This is a genomic window from Streptosporangium jomthongense, from assembly GCF_042650425.1.
Classification (GTDB): domain Bacteria; phylum Actinomycetota; class Actinomycetes; order Streptosporangiales; family Streptosporangiaceae; genus Streptosporangium.
The window spans coordinates 422,736-442,055 of the sequence record NZ_JBHSBC010000001.1; the positions used below are offsets into that span (position 1 = coordinate 422,736).

The window sequence follows — 19,320 nt, forward strand, 5'->3', positions numbered from 1 at the left end:
TTCAGATGCTCGGATTTCCTGACTCTCCCTATTGGGACACCGTAATGAATTCACCATCGGGCCCGCCCGCCGTATCGCCACTACTGACCGTGACCGGTCAGCGGATGGCGGATCGACGGTCGGGCGATTCACACTGCAGGCATGCCGGACACTCCCTCGGACCACGATCCAGCCTCTCCCCCCTCTCCTCGGCTCGCCCCCGACTCCCTGCCCGTTCCGCCCGCCCCCGGCCCCGCCCCCGAACCTGACGCGGCGTCCGGTCCTGGCAGGACGGCCACGCCGGTGCTCGGCGAGCTCAACCTCTCCGACTGGTACGCCCACGCCGACACGATGACCGACGTCGGCTTCCTGGCCCTCTCCAGGCGGCTGCCCGCCCTCGTCGCGCAGGCCGTACGGCTCGGCTGGCTGGCCAGTCCCCGCGACATCGTCGTCACGATCGGGCTGAGCCTGCTCGGCGGCGCGTTCACCGCGTTCGGGCTGCTGGCCACGACCGGGGTGCTCTCCGCCCTGTTCGAGGCGGGCCCGACCCCGGAGCGGGTCGTCGCCGCCCTGCCCAGCCTCGTCCTGGTCGGCGTCGCGGGCATCCTGCGCACCCTGATGCAGGCGGGCTCCGGATGGGCGCAGTCCCGGCTCGACCCGCAGGTGAGCCGGGTCGCCGAGGAACGGCTCTACGGGCTGACCGGCCAGGTGAGCCTGGCCGCGTTCGACGACTCGGACTTCCACGACTCGCTCCAGCGCGCCTCCTCACGCGGCGTGACGACGGCGGGGACGATCGTCAGCACGACCATCAACGTACTGACCGCCTTCATCGGGATCGTCTCCGCGGCCGGGGTGCTCGGGGTGCTCCATCCGGTCCTCCTGCCGCTGCTGGTGCTCGCGGTGCTGCCGGACGCCTGGGCCGCGGTGCGCACCGCGCGCATGCGCTACACCACGATGTACGCGATCATTCCCGTCTCCCGGCGCAAGTGGATCATCTCGGAGCTGCTGGCCGAGCGTGCGGCCGCCGCCGAGGTGCGCTCCTTCACGATGCGGGACTTCCTGCTGCGGATGTACGACGCGGTCGCCACCGCCGAGCAGGACGTCAGGCTCGACCTCGCCCGGCGGCAGACCTTCGCCAAGGTGGTCGGCGAGGCCCTCGGCGGGCTCGGGGCGGCCCTGGTCTACGTGGCCCTCGGGCTGCTGCTGGCCTCGGGCGCGGTGGCGCTGGCCGTGGCGGGCACCGCCGTACTGGCGATCCGGTCGGGGCAGACCTATCTGTCGAATCTGATGTTCGCCACCAACCGGCTCTACGAGGAGGGGCTGTATTTCACCGACTTCCTCGACTTCTGCGCCGAGGCGGAAAGGCGTGTCGGCCCGGCACGGCCTGACGCGGCGCCGGAGACGTTCGAGCGGATCACCGCCGAGGACGTCGTGTTCACCTACCCCGGCGCCGAGACGCCCGCGCTGCGCGGGGTCTCCGTGCACATCGACCAGGGCGAGGTGATCGCCCTGGTCGGTGAGAACGGCTCGGGCAAGACCACGCTGGCCAAACTCCTGGCCGGTCTCTACGAGCCCGACGGCGGGCGTGTGCTGTGGGACGAGACCGACCTGGCGGGAGTGGACCAGGACGGGCTCAGGCGCAACATCGCCGTCATCGCCCAGGACCACACCCGCTGGCCGCTGACCGCCAGGCACAACATCGGCATGGGGACCGACAGGGGCGAGGAGACGCTGGCCGCCGCGGCGAAGGTCGCCGGGGCCGACCAGGTCGTGGCCGAGCTACGGCACGGCTACGACACGCTGCTCGACAGGAGGTTCAAGGACGGTCAGGAGCTGTCCGGCGGGCAGTGGCAGCGGATCGCCATCGCCCGCGGCTTCCACCGGGACGCCCCGCTGCTGATCTGCGACGAGCCGACCGCCGCCCTCGACGCCCGTGCCGAGCACGCCCTCTTCGAACAGGTCAGGCGGCACGCCGACGGCCGTACGGTGCTGCTGATCACCCACAGGCTGGCCAGTGTCCGCTACGCCGACCGGATCTACGTCCTGGACCACGGCCGGGTCGTCGAGCAGGGCACCCACGGCAAGCTGATGGCCCTCGGCGGTCTCTACGCCGATCTGTACGGCCTGCAGGCCGAGGCCTACTCGGCCTGAACCTCCCGCGGTTCCTCCCCGACCTCCCGCGGTTCCTCCCCAGGGGAGGAGGGCGCGAGTACGGCCCGCATGACGGCTCTGGCGATGGGGGCCGCGACCTCGCCGCCCGAGCCGCCGTGCTCGACGAGGACGCCGACCGCGACCCTGGGCGCGGTGGCCGGGGCGAATCCGGTGAAGACGGCGTGGTCCCCTCCCGGGACCCCGTTCTCCGCGGTGCCGGTCTTCGCGGCCACCTCGACGCCGGGGATGGCGGCGGCCTCCCCGGTGCCGCCGGGCCTGGTGACCGTGACCATCATCGCGGTGAGCCGGTTGGCCTCCTCGGCGTCCAGCGTCCTGCGGTACGGCGAGGGGGCCGCCCCGTCGACCAGCGCGCCGTCCGCGAGCCGGATCTCCTCGACCAGGTAGGGACGCATCAGCGAGCCGTCGTTCGCGACCGCCGCCGACATCATGGCGATCATGAGGGGAGTCGCCCTGGTGTCGAACTGACCGAGCGCGGACATGGCGGTCTGCGCCCGGTCCATGTCCTGCGGGTAGACGCTCCGCGCGACCGGCATGGGGACGGTCAGGTCGTCGGCGTCGAAACCGAACGCCCGGGCCTGATCACGCAGTGTCTCCTGCCCCAGGGCCATGCCCAGGTTCGCGAACGGGGTGTTGCAGGAGAGCTGGAAGGCGTAGGCCAGCGGTGCCCTGCCGTTCCCGCACGGAGCACCGCCCGCGTTGCGCAGGTAGGAGGCCGTCCCCGGCAGGCGCAGGACGGCCGGCGCGCGCAGGCCGGTCGTCGGGCGGTATCTCCCCGAGCCGAGCGCGGCGGCACTGGTGACGATCTTGAAGGTCGAGCCGGGCGGGTAGCCGCGCCGGATCGCCCGGTTCAGCAGGGGTTCGCGAGGGTCGTCCCGCAGCCGCCTGTCCGCCCGCTCCAGTCCCACGGCGTCGGGGTCGGTGTAGAGGTTCGGGTCGTAGGAGGGGTAGGAGGCCATGGCCAGGATCGCGCCGGTCCCCGGTTCGATGGCGACGACCGCCCCGGGCCGTCCCGTCGCGCGCAGCCCCTCATAGGCCGCCCGCTGCGCCACGGGGTCGATGGTGAGCCTGATCGTCGCCCCCGCCCGCGTGCCGTCCAGCAGCGCGCGCAGCTTGACCCGCGGGTCGGTGCCGGACAGCACGGCGTCCTGCGCGCGTTCGAGCCCGGTGGCGCCGTAGATCGACAGATGCCCGGTGACCGGCGCGTACGGCGGCCCGCCCGGGTAGAGGCGCCGGTACCTGTGTCCCGCGGTCTCGTTCTCGACGCTGGTCGCCACGACGGTGCCGTCGCGCAGCAGGATGTCCCCCCGGAGCCCGTCGAGACGCGTGATCACCACGCGGGGGTTGCGGGGGTCCTCAGAGAGTCTGTCGCTCCGGAAGGCCTGGAGATAGGTCACGTTGGCCAGCAGCGCGAACATCATGGCTCCGCACGTCAGGGTGACGTGCCGGAGCGGAATGTTGATCCGGCGCGCGCGCGGTGCGGCCATCGCCCCTCCCCCGGTCCCGCTTCCGGTTTAACAGGCGAAGCGGAAAGAAGGGGCAGGAGCGGAGCAAAGCCGCTGTACGGCTTCGTCAGGCCCTGGAGACGAGCGGCTCGCAGGCGGGCGGCAGGTCGGCCACGTCACGGTAGTAGCCGATCTTCGCCTGGACCGCCCGCTGCTTCTCACGCAGGTTGGCCACCTGCTCCTCGACCCGCCTGTCGTGGGCTTCGAGCAGCGCGACCCGGTCGGGAATGGTGTGGTCTCCCGCCCTGACCAGTTCCGCGAAGCGGAGCATCTCGGCGATGGGCATACCGGTGTCCCGCAGGCACCGGAGCGTGCCGAGCCAGCCGACATCGTCCTGGGTGAACCTCCGCTGCCCGGCCGCGTTGCGGCCGACCCTTCCCAGCAGGCCGATCCGTTCGTAGTAGCGCAGGGTGTCGAGGCTGAAACCGGTCTCCTCGACCACCTGTCCCGGCGTGTAGACACTCACGTCCGGCAGCATCCCACCTGGAGTGCGCTCCAGGTCAAGCCGGGCCGTTCAGTCGTCCGGCAGATGGGCCGACAGATAGCGGCGCACCAGCCGCTTGCACTCGCCGATCAGCTCGGGGTCGCCACCGGGCTGGGCGCGGAAGGCGAGCTTGAGCACGGCGTCGGCCGCCTCGACCGCGACGATCAGCGCCCTGTCCAGCCCTCGGCCACCGGGAACGCCGAGCAGGTCGATGATGATCGCCTTGAGCCGGTCGGCGACGACGACGTTGTTCCTCAGCGCCGTGTCGAGCGTGCGCTCGGTCCCCTCAAGCGCCGGGCCCCCCGGAGTGAGCAGCACCTCGCCGAAGTCGACGACCGCGAACCCGGGCGTCGTGCGCTTCATCGCGACGAACTCGTCGATCGCGAGATCCACCATCTCGGTCCAGTCGGACAGCCGTACCTCGGTGAGCCTGGCCGTGACGCGGCCGAGGAAGGCGTCGAGGTTGCGCAGCGCGAGCGCGCGCGCCAGTCCCTGTTTGTCGGGAAAGAACTGGTAGAACGTGCCGATCGGCACCTCGGCCCTGCGCGCGACCTCCTTGGTGGTCAGGGCGTCGTACCCCACCTCGTCGAGGAGCCGTGCGCACTCGTCCAGCATGCGCTCGACACGTTCGAGGCTTCGGCGCTGGGCGGGACGACGGCGGAGGGTCTCCCCGGAAACGTTCGTCATCGCTCTATCATCCCTCATGACAACCGACAGTGATTGTCATGATCTTTACCTGATGTCGATCGAGAAGTGAACGTTCCCCGGGATACGGCGACCGCCTCCCGCCGGACCCTCGATCGTCACGCACGGTGACCTTCGGCGGCCACGGGATTCACCCGGCGGACACCTCACCCATCCCGACTTTCCCACCGGGAAACGCCTCCCAATGCCGATCCCCACCGGCATGGGAACCGCATCGCGGAATGCGAAATCCCGTTTTGCGAAAAACTCTCAGAAAAGCGGAGCCACCGCCGGTTCCCGCCGATCTCCGGGCCACCCGGTTTCCCGGGCTTTTCCGGATGCCGAGCCCTTCGGCGTGTTCGGTTGCCCGGACGTCTCCGGGTGCCCGACGCCTTCGCCCTTGGACTCTCCGACGTGTCCGGCTCTTCCTCGGCGGCTTCGGGGCGGTCTTGGCCACGCCCCGAGGGGATCGCCGCCTGATCCCGTCCGTCGCCGTCACCCCTCCTGCCCGGCCTCAAGACCTGCCGCCGACAGCCGCTCGAACTGCTCCCGCGACAGCGAGACCTCCAGCGCGGCGACGTTCTCCTCCAGGTGCCCGACCGAGGTCGTGCCGGGGATCGGGATGACCGTCGGGGAGCGGTGCAGCAACCAGGCCAGCGCGGTCTGCGAGGAGGTCGCGCCGACCTCGCGCGCCACGGCCGCCACCGGGCTGTCCTGGCCCGCGTGCCCGCCCATCGCGATCGGGAAGAACGGCAGGAACGCGATGCCGTGCTCGGCCGCGTAGTCGACGACCTCGTCGTGCTGACGGGTGACGAGGTTGTACATGTTCTGCACGGCGGCGATCGGTGTGATCTCCGAGGCCTCCCTGAGCTGCTCGACCGTCACCTCCGACAGGCCGATGTGCCGGACCTTGCCCTCCTCACGCAGCTGCCTCAGCGCGCCGATCTGGTCGGCCAGCGGCACGTTGGGGTCGATCCGGTGCAGTTGGAGCAGGTCGATGCGCTCAACCCGGAGCCGTCGCAGGCTCAGCTCGGCCTGCTGCCTCAGGTAGGCGGGGTTGCCCAGCGGAATCCACTCGGCGGGGCTCGGCCGTACGACACCGATCTTGGTGGCGATCGCCACCTCTCCCGAGTAGGGGTGCAGGGCCTCGGCGACGAGTTCCTCGTTGGCCCCCAGCGCGTAGGCGTCGGCGGTGTCGACGATCCCGACCCCCAGCTCGACCGCCCTGCGCAGTACGGCCAGCGCGGCGGCGCGGTCGGCGGGAGCCGTCCAGATGGGCGCGGCCCAGGCCTCGGCGGGCTTGTCCGGCCCGTCGGCCAGCCGCATGGCGCCGTACCCGATCCGCCGCACCTCCAGATCGCCGCCCAGAGTGAAGGTGGTGGTCACTGCCGTGGTGTTCGCGTTGTTCGTCATGCCGGCAACGCTAGGAGCTCACATCGATGTGAGATTCAAGCCGATGTGAGGCAGATCACCAATGCTGGTTTGCGACGCTTCCGGATGAGATCACTTACTTTGTGCCTTATATGGGATGTCCTTCTGGATTGATCGACGCTCGCGTAACGCTCGTGTGAGGTGACCTCCGTGCAGACCGGCACCCTGGGCCGAACCCCCACCCCTCAGAAGCGTGGGACCGCCCTCAGGCCCTCCACCCGCAGGACCGTCTCCTCGACCGCGTCGTCCTCGGAGGCCGCACCACCTCCGGTCGTGTCCCGTGCGGACGCCTCCGCTCTCCCGCCCCGTACGGCCTCCCCCGGCTCCGCCTCTCTCGCGAAAACGTCCTCCGAGCGTGGGATGAAGATCGGCGAGTTGGCCCGGGAGACCGGCGTGAGCGTCAGGCTGCTGCGCTACTACGAGGAGCAGGGCCTGCTCACCTCACACCGCAGCGCGAGCGGCCACCGCCACTACACCGCCGAGGCTCCCACCGTCGTCGGCCACATCCGTGTCCTGCTGGCAGCCGGCCTGCCCACCAGGACCATCCGCGACATCCTGCCCTGCATCGAAGGTCCGGGCCCCGACATCCACCCCTGCGTGCAGAACTACCTCCGGACCCACCTCGAAGAGATCGAGACCCAGATAACCACCCTCCAGCAGTCCAGGAGTTCCCTCACCAACCTCCTGACCGCCACGGAGAATTTCCGGACGTCATCATCCTGACCCGCGCCGCAAAGCCGTGAACGCCTTTCTCAGCAGGATGGACGCGAGTGGTAGCAGAAGCAGGGAGCCGACCAGGAAGGTCCAGATGTCCTCGTGGTGTTCGTTCAGTAGGTTCAGCAGGAAGCCCAGTATCAGGATTTTAGGACCCCACGAGTCCGAGGAAGACTTCCGGCCCTCGGCTTCCTTCTCGCGGTCGGAGAACCCGCCGAAACGCCACCTCCTGTACAGCCAGAACAGGTAGTAGAAAACGCTGGCCGCGACGCAGACGAGCAGGGCCGCCACCAGCACGGGAGACCCGTGACGGAACTTCACGGCGCCGAACGAGAAAACCCAGAGGGCCAGCAGACCTCCCAACCCGGACTCGTCCGAAAACCGCGAGCAGAACCCTCGTCGACCACGACGCCTCTGCGCAAGAAACCGCCGGCAACCCCGATGCCTCCGCAATCAAACAGCGCAACCGAGGCATATGTTCACCAACACGACCCTAATCCATTTCACGAAAATCCAGGCGCCACGTGAACGACTGGAAAGCAGGGCCGGACGCCCCAAGACAGTCGCCGGATCCAGACTCTCCGCGCCTGCCGCTCGACCAGAAGACCAATGTGTGAACGGGAGACAGCAGTCGGTGACCGTGCCGCTCATGCCGGACGTCATGCACCGGTCGACCACCATCCAGCGGTCCAGAACCTCCTTACCGCCACAGAGAGCTTCAGGACGTCCTGACGTCAGGGCCGGTCGGGTTATCCGTTCCTGTCGTCTCGTCGCCCCAGCCATTTCGAGACGAAGAAAACCGACGCCCCTATCATCGTGAAGGCGAAACCCCGCTGCAGACCGAGGAAAAATATCAGAACGGCTCCGGCCAACGAGATGGAGATGACCTCCCAGAGGACTTGGCCCTTTTCCTCGGGCTCCGAAGCGCTCTCGTTCATCCCACATCACCCCTCTCTCCCCGGGCCGTACCGTAATCCTATGGAAAAAATCTCGATCTTCGGCCGAGACAGGAGGCGAACGAGCCGCCGATGTCGGCGTTCTCATAGGTGCGGCCTGAGTCCGGCGGCGTCGTGGAAACGGCCCTCCGGGGAGGCGAGGCCATCATCGATCGCCTTCCTCGGGAGGCGTCCGAATAAGCGTTGAGGATCATTATTCGATCCGTGAACACATCACGCGACCTCGGCCGGCGTAAGAAGGCCGTCTCACGCCAAAGCACCGAACTCACCGTGCCTGCCCCATGGAGGTTCCAGAGACCGAGGAAGTGCTGAAGCGGAACCCGGCCTACGCGTGCGGAGAAGTTCGGCCGCCGGTCCGGGCAGGCCGCCAAGAGAGTAGCCGAGTCACCACCGACACCCATACAGTCCAGCCCAGGAACAATATGGAAAAACGACGATAATTCACCCCACACTGGTCAGAAGACTGAGATGTGGACGTGGTCGTAGTGGTTGGCGGTTATGCCACCTCGGTCGGACATCATTCGCCAGCCGGTGCCGGTGCGGATGTCGTAGTAGCGCTGCCGCCAGATGATGTACATGATCCCGAGGTCGCGGCCGTGGTCGATGGCCCACTGGGCGAGGCGGTCGCCGCGTTCCCTGGCCTCCGTGGTCGGCATGCGGCCACCGGTGCTCATCATGAAGTCGCAGGCTCGGCCGCTGCCGTGTTCACCGGGGTCACCGCGGCGCAGGCAGCCGACCGAGTAGGGCATCGGAAAGCTCCGCATGATCGTGTTGCGCACGTTGACCATGCGGGAGGTCAGGCCCTCGCTGCCGCCGGGTTGCTGGAAGCCGTACTTGGCGAGCAGGGCCTCGATGCGGACGCGGTCCTTCTTGAGCTTGGTGATGTCGTCCCTGAGCTTGACGACCTTCGCCGTGGCCGCCTCCTCCGCGTCCTTGGCCTCCTTGACGAGTTGTTTCAGGCGGCTGAGCCGGCCTGCGCGCTGGCCCGCGAGGTAGGACAGCGTCGAGACGCCGTCGAGGACGGCGCCCGGGTCCCCCTGGAAGGACAGCAGGCTGGTGCTGTCCAGATCACCGCCCATGTAGGCGGTCTGGGCGAAGCGCATGACGTCGGTCTGCGCGGTGGCCAGGCTGCGTTTCAGGCTCTTGGCCCGCTGTGTCGCCTTGCTGGCCTGGACCCGGGTCTCCTCAAGGCTCTGCACCTGCCCGCGGTAGCGCTTGTTGATCTCGTTGGCCTCGCGGGTGAGCTTGGCCAGTTCGGCTTCGGGGTTGGGCTTGGCGGCCCGCACGGTCGCGGCCCTCTCGGCGGCGGCCCCGGCCATGACCGGCGTCACGAGCAAGGTGGAGAGCATGACTCCCAGCGTGATCGAGCGACTCGATCTCACGCTTCGCTCACCTCCAGACCCCCTCACGGCCGGAGCGAAACTATAGAAGACGATCTTGAGACCTGTCAGAGAAACGATGGAACTCCCGCACCATTGACGAACTATCTACCAGTCTGCGGGGATTTAGACAATTGCCCCTCAGATCACAATCCCCCCTCCCGTCCCCCAACCTCACCTCTTGCCTTGTTCGACAGAACATGATTCGGTCTCATCAACGGCAGCCGAAACCCGCGCCGTTCACGCATCCATCGCGTGCCTGGGCCGACGGGCCCCGGCGCTCCTGAAGCCCCTGACGCCTGATCCGTTCCCCCGGTCCGTCCCGGTGCGGGAGAGGCGTCAAGGGGCCGACGCGTGCTTGTACGGCCCCGCGAAGCCGTACAGGCGGAGCCGTACAAGCACGCCCGCGGACGGATGAACGGCCCAGCACGCCCCCGCGACGCTGGGCCACCACCGGTGAGCGCGTCCCACGACCCCCGCCGAGGGCGGAGGGCCGAGTCCCATGGACCGCTCGGGGCGGATCTCATCCATCTGACTTAGGTAGACGTGGTTTATGGGTGTTTGGTTCGAGGCAAAACCGCAAGAGTTTGCCGGGCGATCTCCAGCTCCTCGTTCGTGGGGATCACGACGACCCGCACGGCCGTCCCGTCAGGGGAGATGACCCGCTCTCCCCGCTCGTTGCGGCCCGGGTCGACGGCGATGCCCAGCGCCTCAAGACCGTCCAGCGCCGTCTGCCTGACCAGCGGGGAGTTCTCCCCCACCCCGCCGGTGAAGGCGATCACGTCGACCGTGCCGAGCACGGCGTAGTAGGCGCCGACGTACTTGCGCAGCCGGTGGCAGTAGACGGAGAAGGCCAGTTCCGCGTCGGGGTCCCCGGCCGCGAGGCGCTCCTGTACGGCCCGCATGTCGTTGTCCCCGCACAGGCCGCGCATGCCGCCGCCCCGGTTGAGCATCGTGTCGATCTCCTCGAAGGACATCCCCCCGGTCCTGGCGAGGTAGGTCAGGACGCCGGGGTCCAGGTCCCCGGAACGGGTTCCCATGACGAGGCCCTCAAGCGGGGTCATGCCCATCGAGGTCTCCAGGCAGCGTCCGCCGGAGACGGCCGAGGCGCTGGCCCCGTTGCCCAGGTGCAGCACGATCACGTTTCCGTCCGGCCTTCCGGCCTCCGCGGCGGCCTCCCGGGAGACGTAGGCGTGCGAGGTGCCGTGGAAGCCGTAGCGGCGGATTCTCAGCCGTTCCGCCACCTCCCTGTCGATCGCGTACGTCGCCGCGGCCGGGGAGATCGTGGAGTGGAAGGCGGTGTCGAAGACGGCGACCTGCGGCAGGTCGGGACGCAGCCGCCGGGTGACCTCGATGCCCGCCAGGTTGCCCGGATTGTGTAGCGGGGCCAGCGGGACCAGTTCCTCGATCATCGCCGTCACCTCGTCGGTGATCAACGTCGGCTCGGTGAAGTCCGTACCGCCGTGCACCACCCGGTGCCCGATCGCGGTCAGCTCGGGAGAGTCGATCCCCAGGCCCTGACCCGCCAGTTCGTCGGCGACGATGTCCAGGGCCGCTCCGTGGTCGGCGACCGGGGAGCCCGGCTCGCCGATCCGCTCCACGATGCCGGAGGCCAGCCGGTCCTCACCGGCGAGCAGGGCGTACTTCACCGAGGACGACCCGCTGTTGATCACCAGGACACGCTTCACGGTCACCCCTGTTCCTGCGCCTGGATGGCGGTGATGGCCACGGTGCTCACGATGTCGGTGACCAGTGCGCCCCGCGACAGGTCGTTGACCGGCCTGCGGAGTCCCTGGAGCACCGGCCCGACCGCCACGGCCCCGGCCGAGCGCTGCACGGCCTTGTAGGTGTTGTTGCCGGTGTTCAGGTCCGGGAAGATCAGTACGGTCGCCCGGCCCGCGACCGGGGAGCCCGGCAGTTTGGCGGCGGCGACCCTGGCGTCCACCGCCGCGTCGTACTGGATCGGCCCCTCGACCAGCAGGTCGGGTGCCCGCTCGGCGACCAGGGCGGTGGCCTGGCGCACCTTGTCGACGTCCGCGCCGCTGCCCGAGTGCCCCGTCGAGTACGACAGCATCGCGACCCTGGGCTCGATGCCGAAGCGCCGTGCCGTACGGGCCGAGGAGATCGCGATGTCGGCGAGCCGTTCGGCGTCGGGGTCGGGGTTGATCGCGCAGTCGCCGTAGACGAGCACCCTGTCGGCCAGGCACATGAAGAACACCGAGGAGACGACCGAGGTGCCGGGGACCGTCTTGATGATCTGGAAGGCCGGCAGGATCGTCGCGGCCGTGGTGTGCGCGGCGCCGGAGACCATGCCGTGCACCTCGCCGCGGTGCAACATCATCGTGCCGAAGAAGTTGACGTCGGCCATCAGCTCCTCCGCCCGTTCCTGCGTCACGCCCTTGTGCGCCCGCAGCGCGGCGTACTCGCGGGCGAAGGGACCGCGCATCGGGGAGGTCACGGGGTCGACGACGGTCACGCCGGACAGGTCGAGACCGAGGTCGCCGATCCTCCTGCGGATCACCTCCTGCCTGCCGAGCAGGGTGAGGTCGACGATGCCGCGCCGCATGAGGATGTCGGCGGCCCGCAGGACGCGGTCCTCCTCGCCCTCGGGCAGCACGATGTGCCTCCGCTGGGCGCGGGCCCGCTCCAGCAGGGTGTGCTCGAACATCATCGGGGTGACCCGCTCAGGACGGGCCAGTTCGATCCGGTCCGCGAGGTCGGCGGTGTTCACGTGGGCCTCGAAGTGGCCGAGCGCGGTGTCGATCTTGCGAGGGTTGTCGGCCGTCAGCCGCCCTTCGAGCCCGGCCAGGGTCGTGGCGACGGTGAAGCTGTCCGCCGCGGCGGAGAGCACCGGCACCCCGGGGGCCAGGCGGGCGGTGAGGTCCCGCACGGTCTTCGTCGGCTCCTGGCCGAGCGTCAGAACCACGCCGGACGGCCTGACGGTGCCCGCCGCCTCCGTCGCGAGGGAGGCCAGCAGCAGGTCGGCCCGGTCTCCCGGGGTGATCACCAGGGCCCCGTCCGTCAGGTGTTCGAGGAAGACCGGCAACGTGGCCCCCCCGAACACGAACCCCAGCACGTCCCTGCGCAGCGCGTCCTCGTCGCCCTGCAACCTTCTGGCGTCGACGGCCCGCATCACCTGCCCGACCGTCGGCGCCGAGAGCGAGGGATGCTCAGGGATGACGTAGCAGGGCACGGGAAGAACGGGATCGACGCTCATCCCGGCCGGCACCCGGTTGGCGACGACCGCGAGCACCGTGCTGCCGAGGTCGGAGAAGACCTGGTAGCCGGTGCGCATCTCCATCGCGATCTCCTCGGCCCGTTCGCCGTGCGCGCCGACCACCACGATCACCGGGGCGCCGAACTCCGCGGCGAGCCGGGCGTTGAACGCCAGTTCCCTGGGCAGGTCGTCGGTGGCGAAGGAACTGCCGAGCACGAGCAGCGCGTCGCACTCCCGTTCGAGCGCGTGGAAACGGGTGACCAGCCGGGAGATCAGCTCCTCGGTGCCGTGACCGGCGTAGATCTCCGCGGCGGCCTCGGCCGTGACGCCGGACTGGGCGGCCGCGGGCCGGTATCTCATGCCGAGCAGTTCGAGCGTGCGGTCGTCTCCCCTGGTGATCGGCCGGAAGACCCCCGTCCTGTGGGCCCGGCGGGCGAGCAGCTCCATCAGGCCCAGTTCGACGATCTGCCTGCCGTCCCCCCGCCCGAGACCCGCCACGTAGATGCTGCGCATACGCCCTCCTGTGCCGCGAGACCAGGTCACGAAACCAGGCCCGACCAAAAGACGCAGAGCAGTCAACACCCTCGGGGCGTCGCCCGGGTGAACCAGGGTGGTCAGGAGTTGGCCACGACCCACCTGCCGATCCTGCGGACCAGGTCGGGGGTCGCCGCCGACTCGGCGTGGCCGTAGCCCGGCTCGATCCACAGCTCCTTCGGCTCCCCCGCCGCGTCGTGGAGCTGGTGGGCGTGGTCGAGGGGGAAGAAGGAGTCGGCGTCGCCGTGGACGATCAGCAGCGGGGTCGGCGAGATGTCCACGACCGCCTCGTGGGGGGCCGAGGGCACCGGGTCCCATCCCCTGCTCCTGATCCGCGTCCGCTTGCCGACCCGCGCGGCCAGGCGTCCCAGAGGGCGCTCGATCGCCCAGTGCACCTGCCGCATGGGCCTGGTCCCTCGGTAGTACCACCGCGCGGGCGCGCTGACCGTGACCACGGCGTCGATCTCGCCGTCCCGCCCGGCCCGCCCGTCCCTGCCTGCTGCCGCCCGCCGTCCGGCGTACCGTACGGCCACCGCCCCGCCCATGGAGAAGCCGACGACGGCGACCCTGGCGTAGCCGATCGCCCTGGCGTGCCGTACCGCCGCGTCCATGTCGAGGATCTCCAGGTCCCCGACGGTCGACTCGCCGCCGGAGCGGCCGTGGCCGCGGAAGTCGAAGGAGACGACGCCGCCGAACCCGCTGAGCACGTGGGTGATGCGGCGGGCCGGGCGTTCCCTGAGCGAGCCGGTGAAGCCGTGGGCGAGCACGATGCCCAGGTCGGCAGGACCGCGTGACGGGGTGTGCGCGGCCTCGATCCGCACGTTGTCCTCGGTCCTGAGCATCACGGCGAACGACGGCGCTAGCGGCATGTCCACGAGCTTATGACCGAACACGGCGGGCCGGGGGGACGGCTCGTCATATCGGAGAAAGGCCCGCTCCGCAGGCCTGCGGGGTGTCCCGGAGGTGAACATATGACCGCGTTCGGCGGCGGCGTGAAAGCGATTGTTGCGGATCAACTAAAATAGGGAGGCCGCACGGTCCGCGGCCAGCCTCCACGATCACAGAGTGAGACTCAAACATGCCTTTGAACAGCCGCGATGACCTGCGGAACATCGCGATCATCGCGCACGTCGACCACGGCAAGACCACTCTCGTGGATGCCATGCTCTGGCAGTCCGGAGCGTTCCGCGCGAACCAGGACGTGGACGACCGTGTCATGGACTCCAACGACCTCGAACGCGAGAAGGGCATCACCATTCTCGCGAAGAACACCGCCGTCAAGCACGGCGGCATGACCCTCAACATCATCGACACCCCGGGCCACGCCGACTTCGGCGGCGAGGTCGAGCGCGGTCTGTCGATGGTCGACGGCGTCGTGCTGCTGGTCGACGCCTCGGAGGGTCCGCTGCCGCAGACCCGGTTCGTGCTGCGCAAGGCGTTCGCCGCCAAGATGCCGGTCATCCTGTGCATCAACAAGGTCGACCGCCCCGACGCCCGGATCAAGGAGGTCGTGGACGAGGTCTACGAGCTCTTCATGGATCTCGACGCCACCGAGGAGCAGATCGACTTCCCGATCGTCTACGCCTCGGCCAAGGCGGGCCGCGCCTCGCTGAACCGCCCCGAGGACGGCGGGATGCCCGACTCCGACGACCTCGAACCGCTCTTCGAGGTCATCAAGGAGACCATCCCCGCGCCGACCTACGACCCGGACGCCCCACTGCAGGCGCACGTCACCAACCTCGACGCCTCCTCCTACCTCGGCAGGATCGCGCTGTGCCGCGTCCACCAGGGCACCATCAGGAAGAGCCAGCAGGTCGCCTGGTGCCGCACCGACGGCAGCATCCAGAAGGTGAAGATCACCGAGCTGCTGATGACCGAGGCGCTTGAGCGCAAGCCCGCCGAGGAGGCCGGTCCCGGCGACATCATCGCGATCGCCGGCATCCCGGACATCATGATCGGCGAGACGCTGGCCGACCCGGAGGACCCGCGTCCGCTGCCGCTGATCACCGTGGACGAGCCCGCGATCTCGATGACCATCGGCACCAACACCTCGCCGCTGGTCGGCAAGGTGAAGGGCTCGAAGGTCACCGCCCGCATGGTCAAGGACCGCCTCGACAAGGAGCTGATCGGCAACGTCTCGCTGCGCGTCCTGCCGACCGACCGGCCCGACGCCTGGGAGGTGCAGGGCCGTGGTGAGCTGGCGCTGGCCATCCTCGTCGAGCAGATGCGCCGCGAGGGTTACGAGCTGACCGTCGGCAAGCCCCAGGTCGTCACCAAGACCATCGACGGCAAGGTGCACGAGCCGGTCGAGCGGCTGACCGTCGACTGCCCCGAGGAGTACCTCGGCGCGGTGACGCAGCTGCTGGCCGTGCGCAAGGGCCGGATGGAGCACATGACCAACCACGGCACCGGCTGGATCCGGATGGAGTTCGTGGTCCCGGCTCGTGGTCTGATCGGCTTCAGGACCGAGTTCCTCACCGAGACCCGGGGCACCGGCCTGGTTCACCACGTCTTCGACTCCTACGAGCCCTGGTTCGGCGAGCTGCGCACCCGCAACAACGGCTCCCTGGTCGCCGACCGGCCCGGCCCGGTGACCGCGTTCGCGATGCTGAACCTCCAGGAGCGCGGCGTGCTGTTCGTCTCGCCGACCACCGAGGTCTACGAGGGCATGATCATCGGCGAGAACTCCCGCTCGGATGACATGGACGTGAACATCACCAAGGAGAAGAAGCTCACCAACATGCGCTCCTCGACGGCGGACGAGACCGAGAAGGTCATCCCGCCGCGTCAGCTCTCCCTTGAGCAGGCGCTGGAGTTCATCCGCGAGGACGAGTGCGTGGAGATCACTCCGGAGAACGTGCGCATCCGCAAGGTCGTCCTCGACGCGGCCACCCGGGGCAGGAGCGCGGCCCGCGCCAAGCGCGGCAACTGAGAACCCCGGAAAACCCCGGAAAAAGGGCGTCCGTCGTACGGCGGGCGCTCTTTTTGCGTTTCACGGCCCTCACCGTTCCCAGAAAGGAACACGCGTCACTCCTTCAACGGAGCCTCCGAAGCGGTTCCCGCGCCACCACGCCGAATACATCCGAGAATTCCGTTACCCGAATGGCCCATTAACGGGAGTCCCAGGTAACCGTTCGACAACGGGCCGGTCGGCACGGGAAGTGATCGGTTACCCACATCGTGTTTTTCACGGGAAATCCATGTCACCGGATCCGCCCACGAGGCCGTACCTGCTCGAACGGTGAATACCGCCGTCCCCGTCGGCGAAACCGGGGTAACGTGTTGAGAAACGGCGTCTGCGACCGCATCATCATTGAACCGTCCGAAGGACCCCGGGGGCAGTGCGGTCATTTGAGGCTGCCCTCCTCCCGTTTTATCACCGGCATGCCAGAGGACAGCATCAAGAGAATGGTAGAGGAGAAATGGACCTGAGCAATCTCCCGTGGCGGAAGTCGAGTTTCAGCAGCCCCAACGGAGGCGACTGCGTCGAGGTCGCCGAACTCGGCTCCGCCGCACACCGCCCCGAGCACAAGCTGGACGCCACCCATGCCGTTCGTGACAGCAAGGACCCGCTGGGTCCCGTCCTCTACTTCACCTCTCCCGGATGGCACGCCTTCGTCAACGGCGTGAAGTCCTCCGCGTTCGACCGCTGACCGTCGCCCGCGGCTCTCCGGGCGGTCCGTGACCACAGGCCGGCCCATGGAGACCTGGACGCGCGGAGAGTCCCCCGGCCCCATCGCCAGAGGACTCTCCCGCGGAGGGGAGCCCCCTCCGGGTCATCGGGTCAGGACGAGACCGCGCACTGTCCCCGCTTCTGCTTGACGGGCCCCTCCTTGTTCGGGCGCACGTCGAAGTCGAAGATCTCCGTGGGCAGGTAGAGCGAGCAGCAGGCGTTGGGAATGTCGACGACGCCGCTGATCCGGCCCTCGATGGGCGCCGAGCCGAGCAGCAGGTAGGCCTGCTCCCCGGTGTAGCCCCACCTCTTGAGGTACTCGACGGCGTTGAGGCACGCCCTGCGGTAGGCCACCGTCGCGTCGAGGTAGTAGTTGGTGTTGGTGTCGTGGTCGACCGAGATGCCGATGAACGAGATGAACTCCGAATAGCGCGGCTCGACGTTGCCGGGCATGAAGACGGGGTTGGTGCTGACGCCGTACTTCTCCATGCCTCCCTTGATGAGGTCCACGTGGAAGTCGATGAAGCCCCCCATCTCGATCGCCCCGCAGAAGGTGATCTCGCCGTCGCCCTGGCTGAAGTGCAGGTCACCCCCGGAGAGCTTGGCGTCCTTCACGTGGACGGGGTAGAAGACGCGTGCGCCGCGGGTGAAGTTCTTGATGTCGTGGTTGCCGCCGTTCTCCCGCGCGGGCACGGTACGGGCCCCCTCACGGGCGATCCTGGTCGCCACCTCGCCGGTCGCCTGGCCGGCCAGGGTGTTCTCGGCCAGTGGCGGCAGGCCGAGCGCCGGGACCCGGTCGGGGTCGGTGTCGATGAGCGCCTGTTCCCGCCGGTTCCAGTCGGCGAGCAGTTCGGCCGACGGCGCCGTGCCGAACAGGCCGGGGTGGGTGATCCCCGCGTATCTGATACCGGGCAAATGGCGAGATGTCGCATATATGCCGTTGAAGTCCCAGATCGCCTTGTACGCGTCGGGGAAGTAGTCGGTCAGGAAGCCACCGCCGTTCGCCTTGGCGAATATGCCGGTGTACCCCCAGCCCTGTCCCGGCGCCTCACCGGTCTCCTGGGGGACCGGGCCCAGGTCCAGGATGTCGACCACCAGCAGGTCTCCCGGTTCGGCCCCCTCGACCCCGATGGGGCCGCTGAGCATGTGCGCGAGGGACAGGTCGACGTCCCGCACGTCGTTCGCCGAGTCGCTGTTGTGTATCTGGGAGTCGGTCCACTCACGGCATTCGACGCGGAACACCTCCCCCGGCCTGACCATGGCCGCCACGGGGATGTCCGGGTGCCACCGGTTGTGCCCCGGCACCTGCTGATCACGCATCGGCTTCGACTGATCCACGCTGAAGACGACCTTCGGCATGGCAACTCCTTTCTCGGGATGTGTGTGCCGACCGAATGTCCAGGCCACATCACCTCCTCCGGATCGCACGCCGTACGGGCACGCACGGATCTAGTGCGCCGCGGCCGTCGTCCCCCCTGCCGGACCGGTGCCGCCGGGAAGTGACCGCCGCCCCCTCGTCAGCAGCCACAGCCCGCCGAAGACGACCACGCCGAACACCGCCAGCAGTACGGCCAGCAGGTCCTGGTTCCAGTTCTGCCAGTAGCCGGTGAGCAGCAGGAAGGCCGGGATGGCCGCGGTCACCCACCCCTCGATCGCCGTCACCCAGCCCGTGTAGACGGTCAGATGCTCGCGCTTGAGCCCGAGCAGCAGGAAGAACAGCAACCACAGGAACGCCCAGTAGAGCCAGATGACGCCGAAGGGCTTGTCACCGAGGATCCTGAAGTTCGCGTAGGAGAAACCGAGCGCCGTGATCGCCACGAACAGCGAGAAGTAGCCGACCCCCGTGGTGTCGAACCCGCCGAGCAGGCCGATGCCCACGTAGAGGTAGGTGAAGCCGAACAGGAAGAGTCCCGAGGCCCCGAGGATCGCACCCGCCCTGTCGCCCGCGGCGATGATCAGCACGGTGGGCGTGATCACCTGCAGCGCCCCGACGAAGAGGTTGAAGACGGCCGCCGCCCGCGCGTCGACCTTTCCCAGCAGCATCATTCCGTTGATGAAGAGCACCGCACCGACGTAAAGCAGTCCCACGGTCGCCATCGCCGGACCTCCCTCACAGGCTCATGGCCGGGGCAGGCGCGCCAGCGCGGGGTGCGGCGGCCGGGGCGGTCGCCGTCCCGGCGGCGTGGTGACGACCTCGGGCGCCTCCCGGCTCTGTTCCTCACGGCCGAACGCGGCCGCGAGCGCCGGAGGAACCCAGGAGACGTTCGGCGGGGAGTAGACGCGACGGGCGTCGTGTCCGCAGGTGGCGCAGCCGTACTCGGACGGCGCGGTTCCCATCGGAAGACGAACGTCGAAGTATCCACAGTCCCGGCAGACATACTCGTAGGTCGCCATTGGCGCCTCCCCCGCTCCGGCTGGTGGTGTCGCGAATCAGCAGCGACTCGGACCCATGCCTCCGGACTATCCGAAACCCGAGCGGAGTGTCAAGGTTCCTGTCAGGAGGGCGGGCCGTCCCGAAAACACGAAACGCCAGGTGACCGGTCGAAGACGGTCAGGGCCGTCAACGAACCGTGACCGGGGGCATACGAAGCCCTG

17 protein-coding genes are annotated in these 19,320 nt (G+C 68.7%); 4 read left to right on the forward strand and 13 right to left on the reverse strand.

What is annotated here, in order from left to right; translation table 11 throughout:
• Positions 1–141 precede the first annotated feature (141 nt).
• A complete protein-coding gene (locus ACFOYY_RS02030) occupies positions 142–2,130 on the forward strand; it encodes an ABC transporter ATP-binding protein (protein WP_352010321.1) in 1,989 nt (662 codons plus the stop codon).
• Here ACFOYY_RS02030 and ACFOYY_RS02035 read toward each other — a convergent pair.
• From ACFOYY_RS02035 to ACFOYY_RS02050, 4 genes are all read right to left on the reverse strand, one after another.
• The gene (locus ACFOYY_RS02035; RefSeq protein ID WP_386187229.1) at positions 2,118–3,635 is read right to left on the reverse strand and encodes a peptidoglycan D,D-transpeptidase FtsI family protein; all 1,518 of its coding nucleotides are present in this window, start codon (positions 3,633–3,635) and stop codon (positions 2,118–2,120) included. The genes ACFOYY_RS02030 and ACFOYY_RS02035 overlap by 13 nt on opposite strands.
• Before the next feature lie 85 nt (positions 3,636–3,720).
• Positions 3,721–4,131 (reverse strand): MerR family transcriptional regulator, encoded by a 411-nt coding sequence (locus ACFOYY_RS02040; protein ID WP_352010319.1) that lies wholly within the window; start codon positions 4,129–4,131, stop codon positions 3,721–3,723.
• A 36-nt stretch (positions 4,132–4,167) separates the two neighbouring features.
• Positions 4,168–4,824 carry a TetR/AcrR family transcriptional regulator gene (locus ACFOYY_RS02045; protein WP_352010318.1) on the reverse strand — a complete coding sequence of 219 codons (657 nt, stop codon included), beginning with the start codon at positions 4,822–4,824 and terminating at the stop codon, positions 4,168–4,170.
• Between the two features lie 492 nt (positions 4,825–5,316).
• Positions 5,317–6,234: an aldo/keto reductase gene (locus ACFOYY_RS02050; protein WP_352010317.1), complete on the reverse strand. Its 918-nt coding sequence runs from the start codon at positions 6,232–6,234 to the stop codon at positions 5,317–5,319.
• A gap of 168 nt (positions 6,235–6,402) precedes the next feature.
• Between ACFOYY_RS02050 and ACFOYY_RS02055 the strand changes: the two genes are divergently transcribed.
• Positions 6,403–6,975: a MerR family transcriptional regulator gene (locus ACFOYY_RS02055; protein ID WP_386187234.1), complete on the forward strand. Its 573-nt coding sequence runs from the start codon at positions 6,403–6,405 to the stop codon at positions 6,973–6,975.
• Here the strand turns inward: ACFOYY_RS02055 and ACFOYY_RS02060 are convergent.
• The 6 genes from ACFOYY_RS02060 to ACFOYY_RS02085 form a co-directional block, all read right to left on the reverse strand.
• Positions 6,967–7,329 (reverse strand): hypothetical protein, encoded by a 363-nt coding sequence (locus tag ACFOYY_RS02060; protein WP_386187237.1) that lies wholly within the window; start codon positions 7,327–7,329, stop codon positions 6,967–6,969. The genes ACFOYY_RS02055 and ACFOYY_RS02060 overlap by 9 nt on opposite strands.
• A 1,048-nt stretch (positions 7,330–8,377) precedes the next feature.
• Positions 8,378–9,271, reverse strand: a complete 894-nt coding sequence (locus ACFOYY_RS02065; RefSeq protein ID WP_386187240.1) for a coiled-coil domain-containing protein — start codon at positions 9,269–9,271, stop codon at positions 8,378–8,380.
• 369 nt (positions 9,272–9,640) lie between these two features.
• Complete coding sequence (locus tag ACFOYY_RS02070; protein ID WP_352010313.1) at positions 9,641–9,832, reverse strand: hypothetical protein; 192 nt, start codon at positions 9,830–9,832, stop codon at positions 9,641–9,643.
• Positions 9,833–9,852: 20 nt separating this feature from the next.
• Positions 9,853–10,995 carry an acetate kinase gene (locus tag ACFOYY_RS02075; RefSeq protein ID WP_352010312.1) on the reverse strand — a complete coding sequence of 381 codons (1,143 nt, stop codon included), beginning with the start codon at positions 10,993–10,995 and terminating at the stop codon, positions 9,853–9,855.
• Positions 10,992–13,031 (reverse strand): phosphate acetyltransferase, encoded by a 2,040-nt coding sequence (gene pta / locus ACFOYY_RS02080; RefSeq protein ID WP_386187245.1) that lies wholly within the window; start codon positions 13,029–13,031, stop codon positions 10,992–10,994. Before pta ends, ACFOYY_RS02075 begins: the two co-directional genes overlap by 4 nt.
• 101 nt (positions 13,032–13,132) lie before the next feature.
• Positions 13,133–13,921, reverse strand: coding sequence for an alpha/beta hydrolase (locus ACFOYY_RS02085; protein ID WP_386187248.1), 789 nt, complete (start codon positions 13,919–13,921; stop codon positions 13,133–13,135).
• 209 nt (positions 13,922–14,130) lie between these two features.
• On the opposite strand from ACFOYY_RS02085, the gene typA reads away from it, so the two are divergent.
• Together typA and ACFOYY_RS02095 are read left to right on the forward strand one after the other, a co-directional pair.
• Positions 14,131–15,984, forward strand: a complete 1,854-nt coding sequence (typA, locus tag ACFOYY_RS02090; protein ID WP_352010309.1) for a translational GTPase TypA — start codon at positions 14,131–14,133, stop codon at positions 15,982–15,984.
• A 490-nt stretch (positions 15,985–16,474) separates the two neighbouring features.
• Positions 16,475–16,705: a DUF397 domain-containing protein gene (locus tag ACFOYY_RS02095; RefSeq protein ID WP_362774085.1), complete on the forward strand. Its 231-nt coding sequence runs from the start codon at positions 16,475–16,477 to the stop codon at positions 16,703–16,705.
• A 131-nt stretch (positions 16,706–16,836) separates the two neighbouring features.
• Here the strand turns inward: ACFOYY_RS02095 and fmdA are convergent, their stop codons facing one another.
• From fmdA to ACFOYY_RS02110, 3 genes are all read right to left on the reverse strand, one after another.
• Positions 16,837–18,084 (reverse strand): formamidase, encoded by a 1,248-nt coding sequence (gene fmdA, locus ACFOYY_RS02100; RefSeq protein ID WP_386187253.1) that lies wholly within the window; start codon positions 18,082–18,084, stop codon positions 16,837–16,839.
• Between the two features lie 90 nt (positions 18,085–18,174).
• Positions 18,175–18,822, reverse strand: a complete 648-nt coding sequence (locus ACFOYY_RS02105) for an AmiS/UreI family transporter (protein ID WP_352010306.1) — start codon at positions 18,820–18,822, stop codon at positions 18,175–18,177.
• 21 nt (positions 18,823–18,843) lie between these two features.
• A complete protein-coding gene (locus ACFOYY_RS02110) occupies positions 18,844–19,119 on the reverse strand; it encodes an FmdB family zinc ribbon protein (protein WP_352010305.1) in 276 nt (91 codons plus the stop codon).
• Positions 19,120–19,320: the final 201 nt, after the last annotated feature.

Bases quoted from the DNA above. Each gene is read 5' to 3' on its own strand.
- ACFOYY_RS02045 (WP_352010318.1), bottom strand. From the start codon at position 4,824: ATGACGAACGTTTCCGGGGAGACCCTCCGCCGTCGTCCCGCCCAGCGC.
- ACFOYY_RS02105 (WP_352010306.1), bottom strand. From the start codon at position 18,822: ATGGCGACCGTGGGACTGCTTTACGTCGGTGCGGTGCTCTTCATCAAC.
- ACFOYY_RS02110 (WP_352010305.1), bottom strand. From the start codon at position 19,119: ATGGCGACCTACGAGTATGTCTGCCGGGACTGTGGATACTTCGACGTT.
- ACFOYY_RS02030 (WP_352010321.1), top strand. From the start codon at position 142: ATGCCGGACACTCCCTCGGACCACGATCCAGCCTCTCCCCCCTCTCCT.
- fmdA (WP_386187253.1), bottom strand. From the start codon at position 18,084: ATGCCGAAGGTCGTCTTCAGCGTGGATCAGTCGAAGCCGATGCGTGAT.
- ACFOYY_RS02065 (WP_386187240.1), bottom strand. From the start codon at position 9,271: ATGCTCTCCACCTTGCTCGTGACGCCGGTCATGGCCGGGGCCGCCGCC.
- ACFOYY_RS02095 (WP_362774085.1), top strand. From the start codon at position 16,475: ATGGACCTGAGCAATCTCCCGTGGCGGAAGTCGAGTTTCAGCAGCCCC.
- ACFOYY_RS02040 (WP_352010319.1), bottom strand. From the start codon at position 4,131: ATGCTGCCGGACGTGAGTGTCTACACGCCGGGACAGGTGGTCGAGGAG.
- pta (WP_386187245.1), bottom strand. From the start codon at position 13,031: ATGCGCAGCATCTACGTGGCGGGTCTCGGGCGGGGGGACGGCAGGCAG.
- ACFOYY_RS02070 (WP_352010313.1), bottom strand. From the start codon at position 9,832: ATGGATGAGATCCGCCCCGAGCGGTCCATGGGACTCGGCCCTCCGCCC.
- typA (WP_352010309.1), top strand. From the start codon at position 14,131: ATGCCTTTGAACAGCCGCGATGACCTGCGGAACATCGCGATCATCGCG.
- ACFOYY_RS02050 (WP_352010317.1), bottom strand. From the start codon at position 6,234: ATGACGAACAACGCGAACACCACGGCAGTGACCACCACCTTCACTCTG.
- ACFOYY_RS02035 (WP_386187229.1), bottom strand. From the start codon at position 3,635: ATGGCCGCACCGCGCGCGCGCCGGATCAACATTCCGCTCCGGCACGTC.
- ACFOYY_RS02085 (WP_386187248.1), bottom strand. From the start codon at position 13,921: ATGCCGCTAGCGCCGTCGTTCGCCGTGATGCTCAGGACCGAGGACAAC.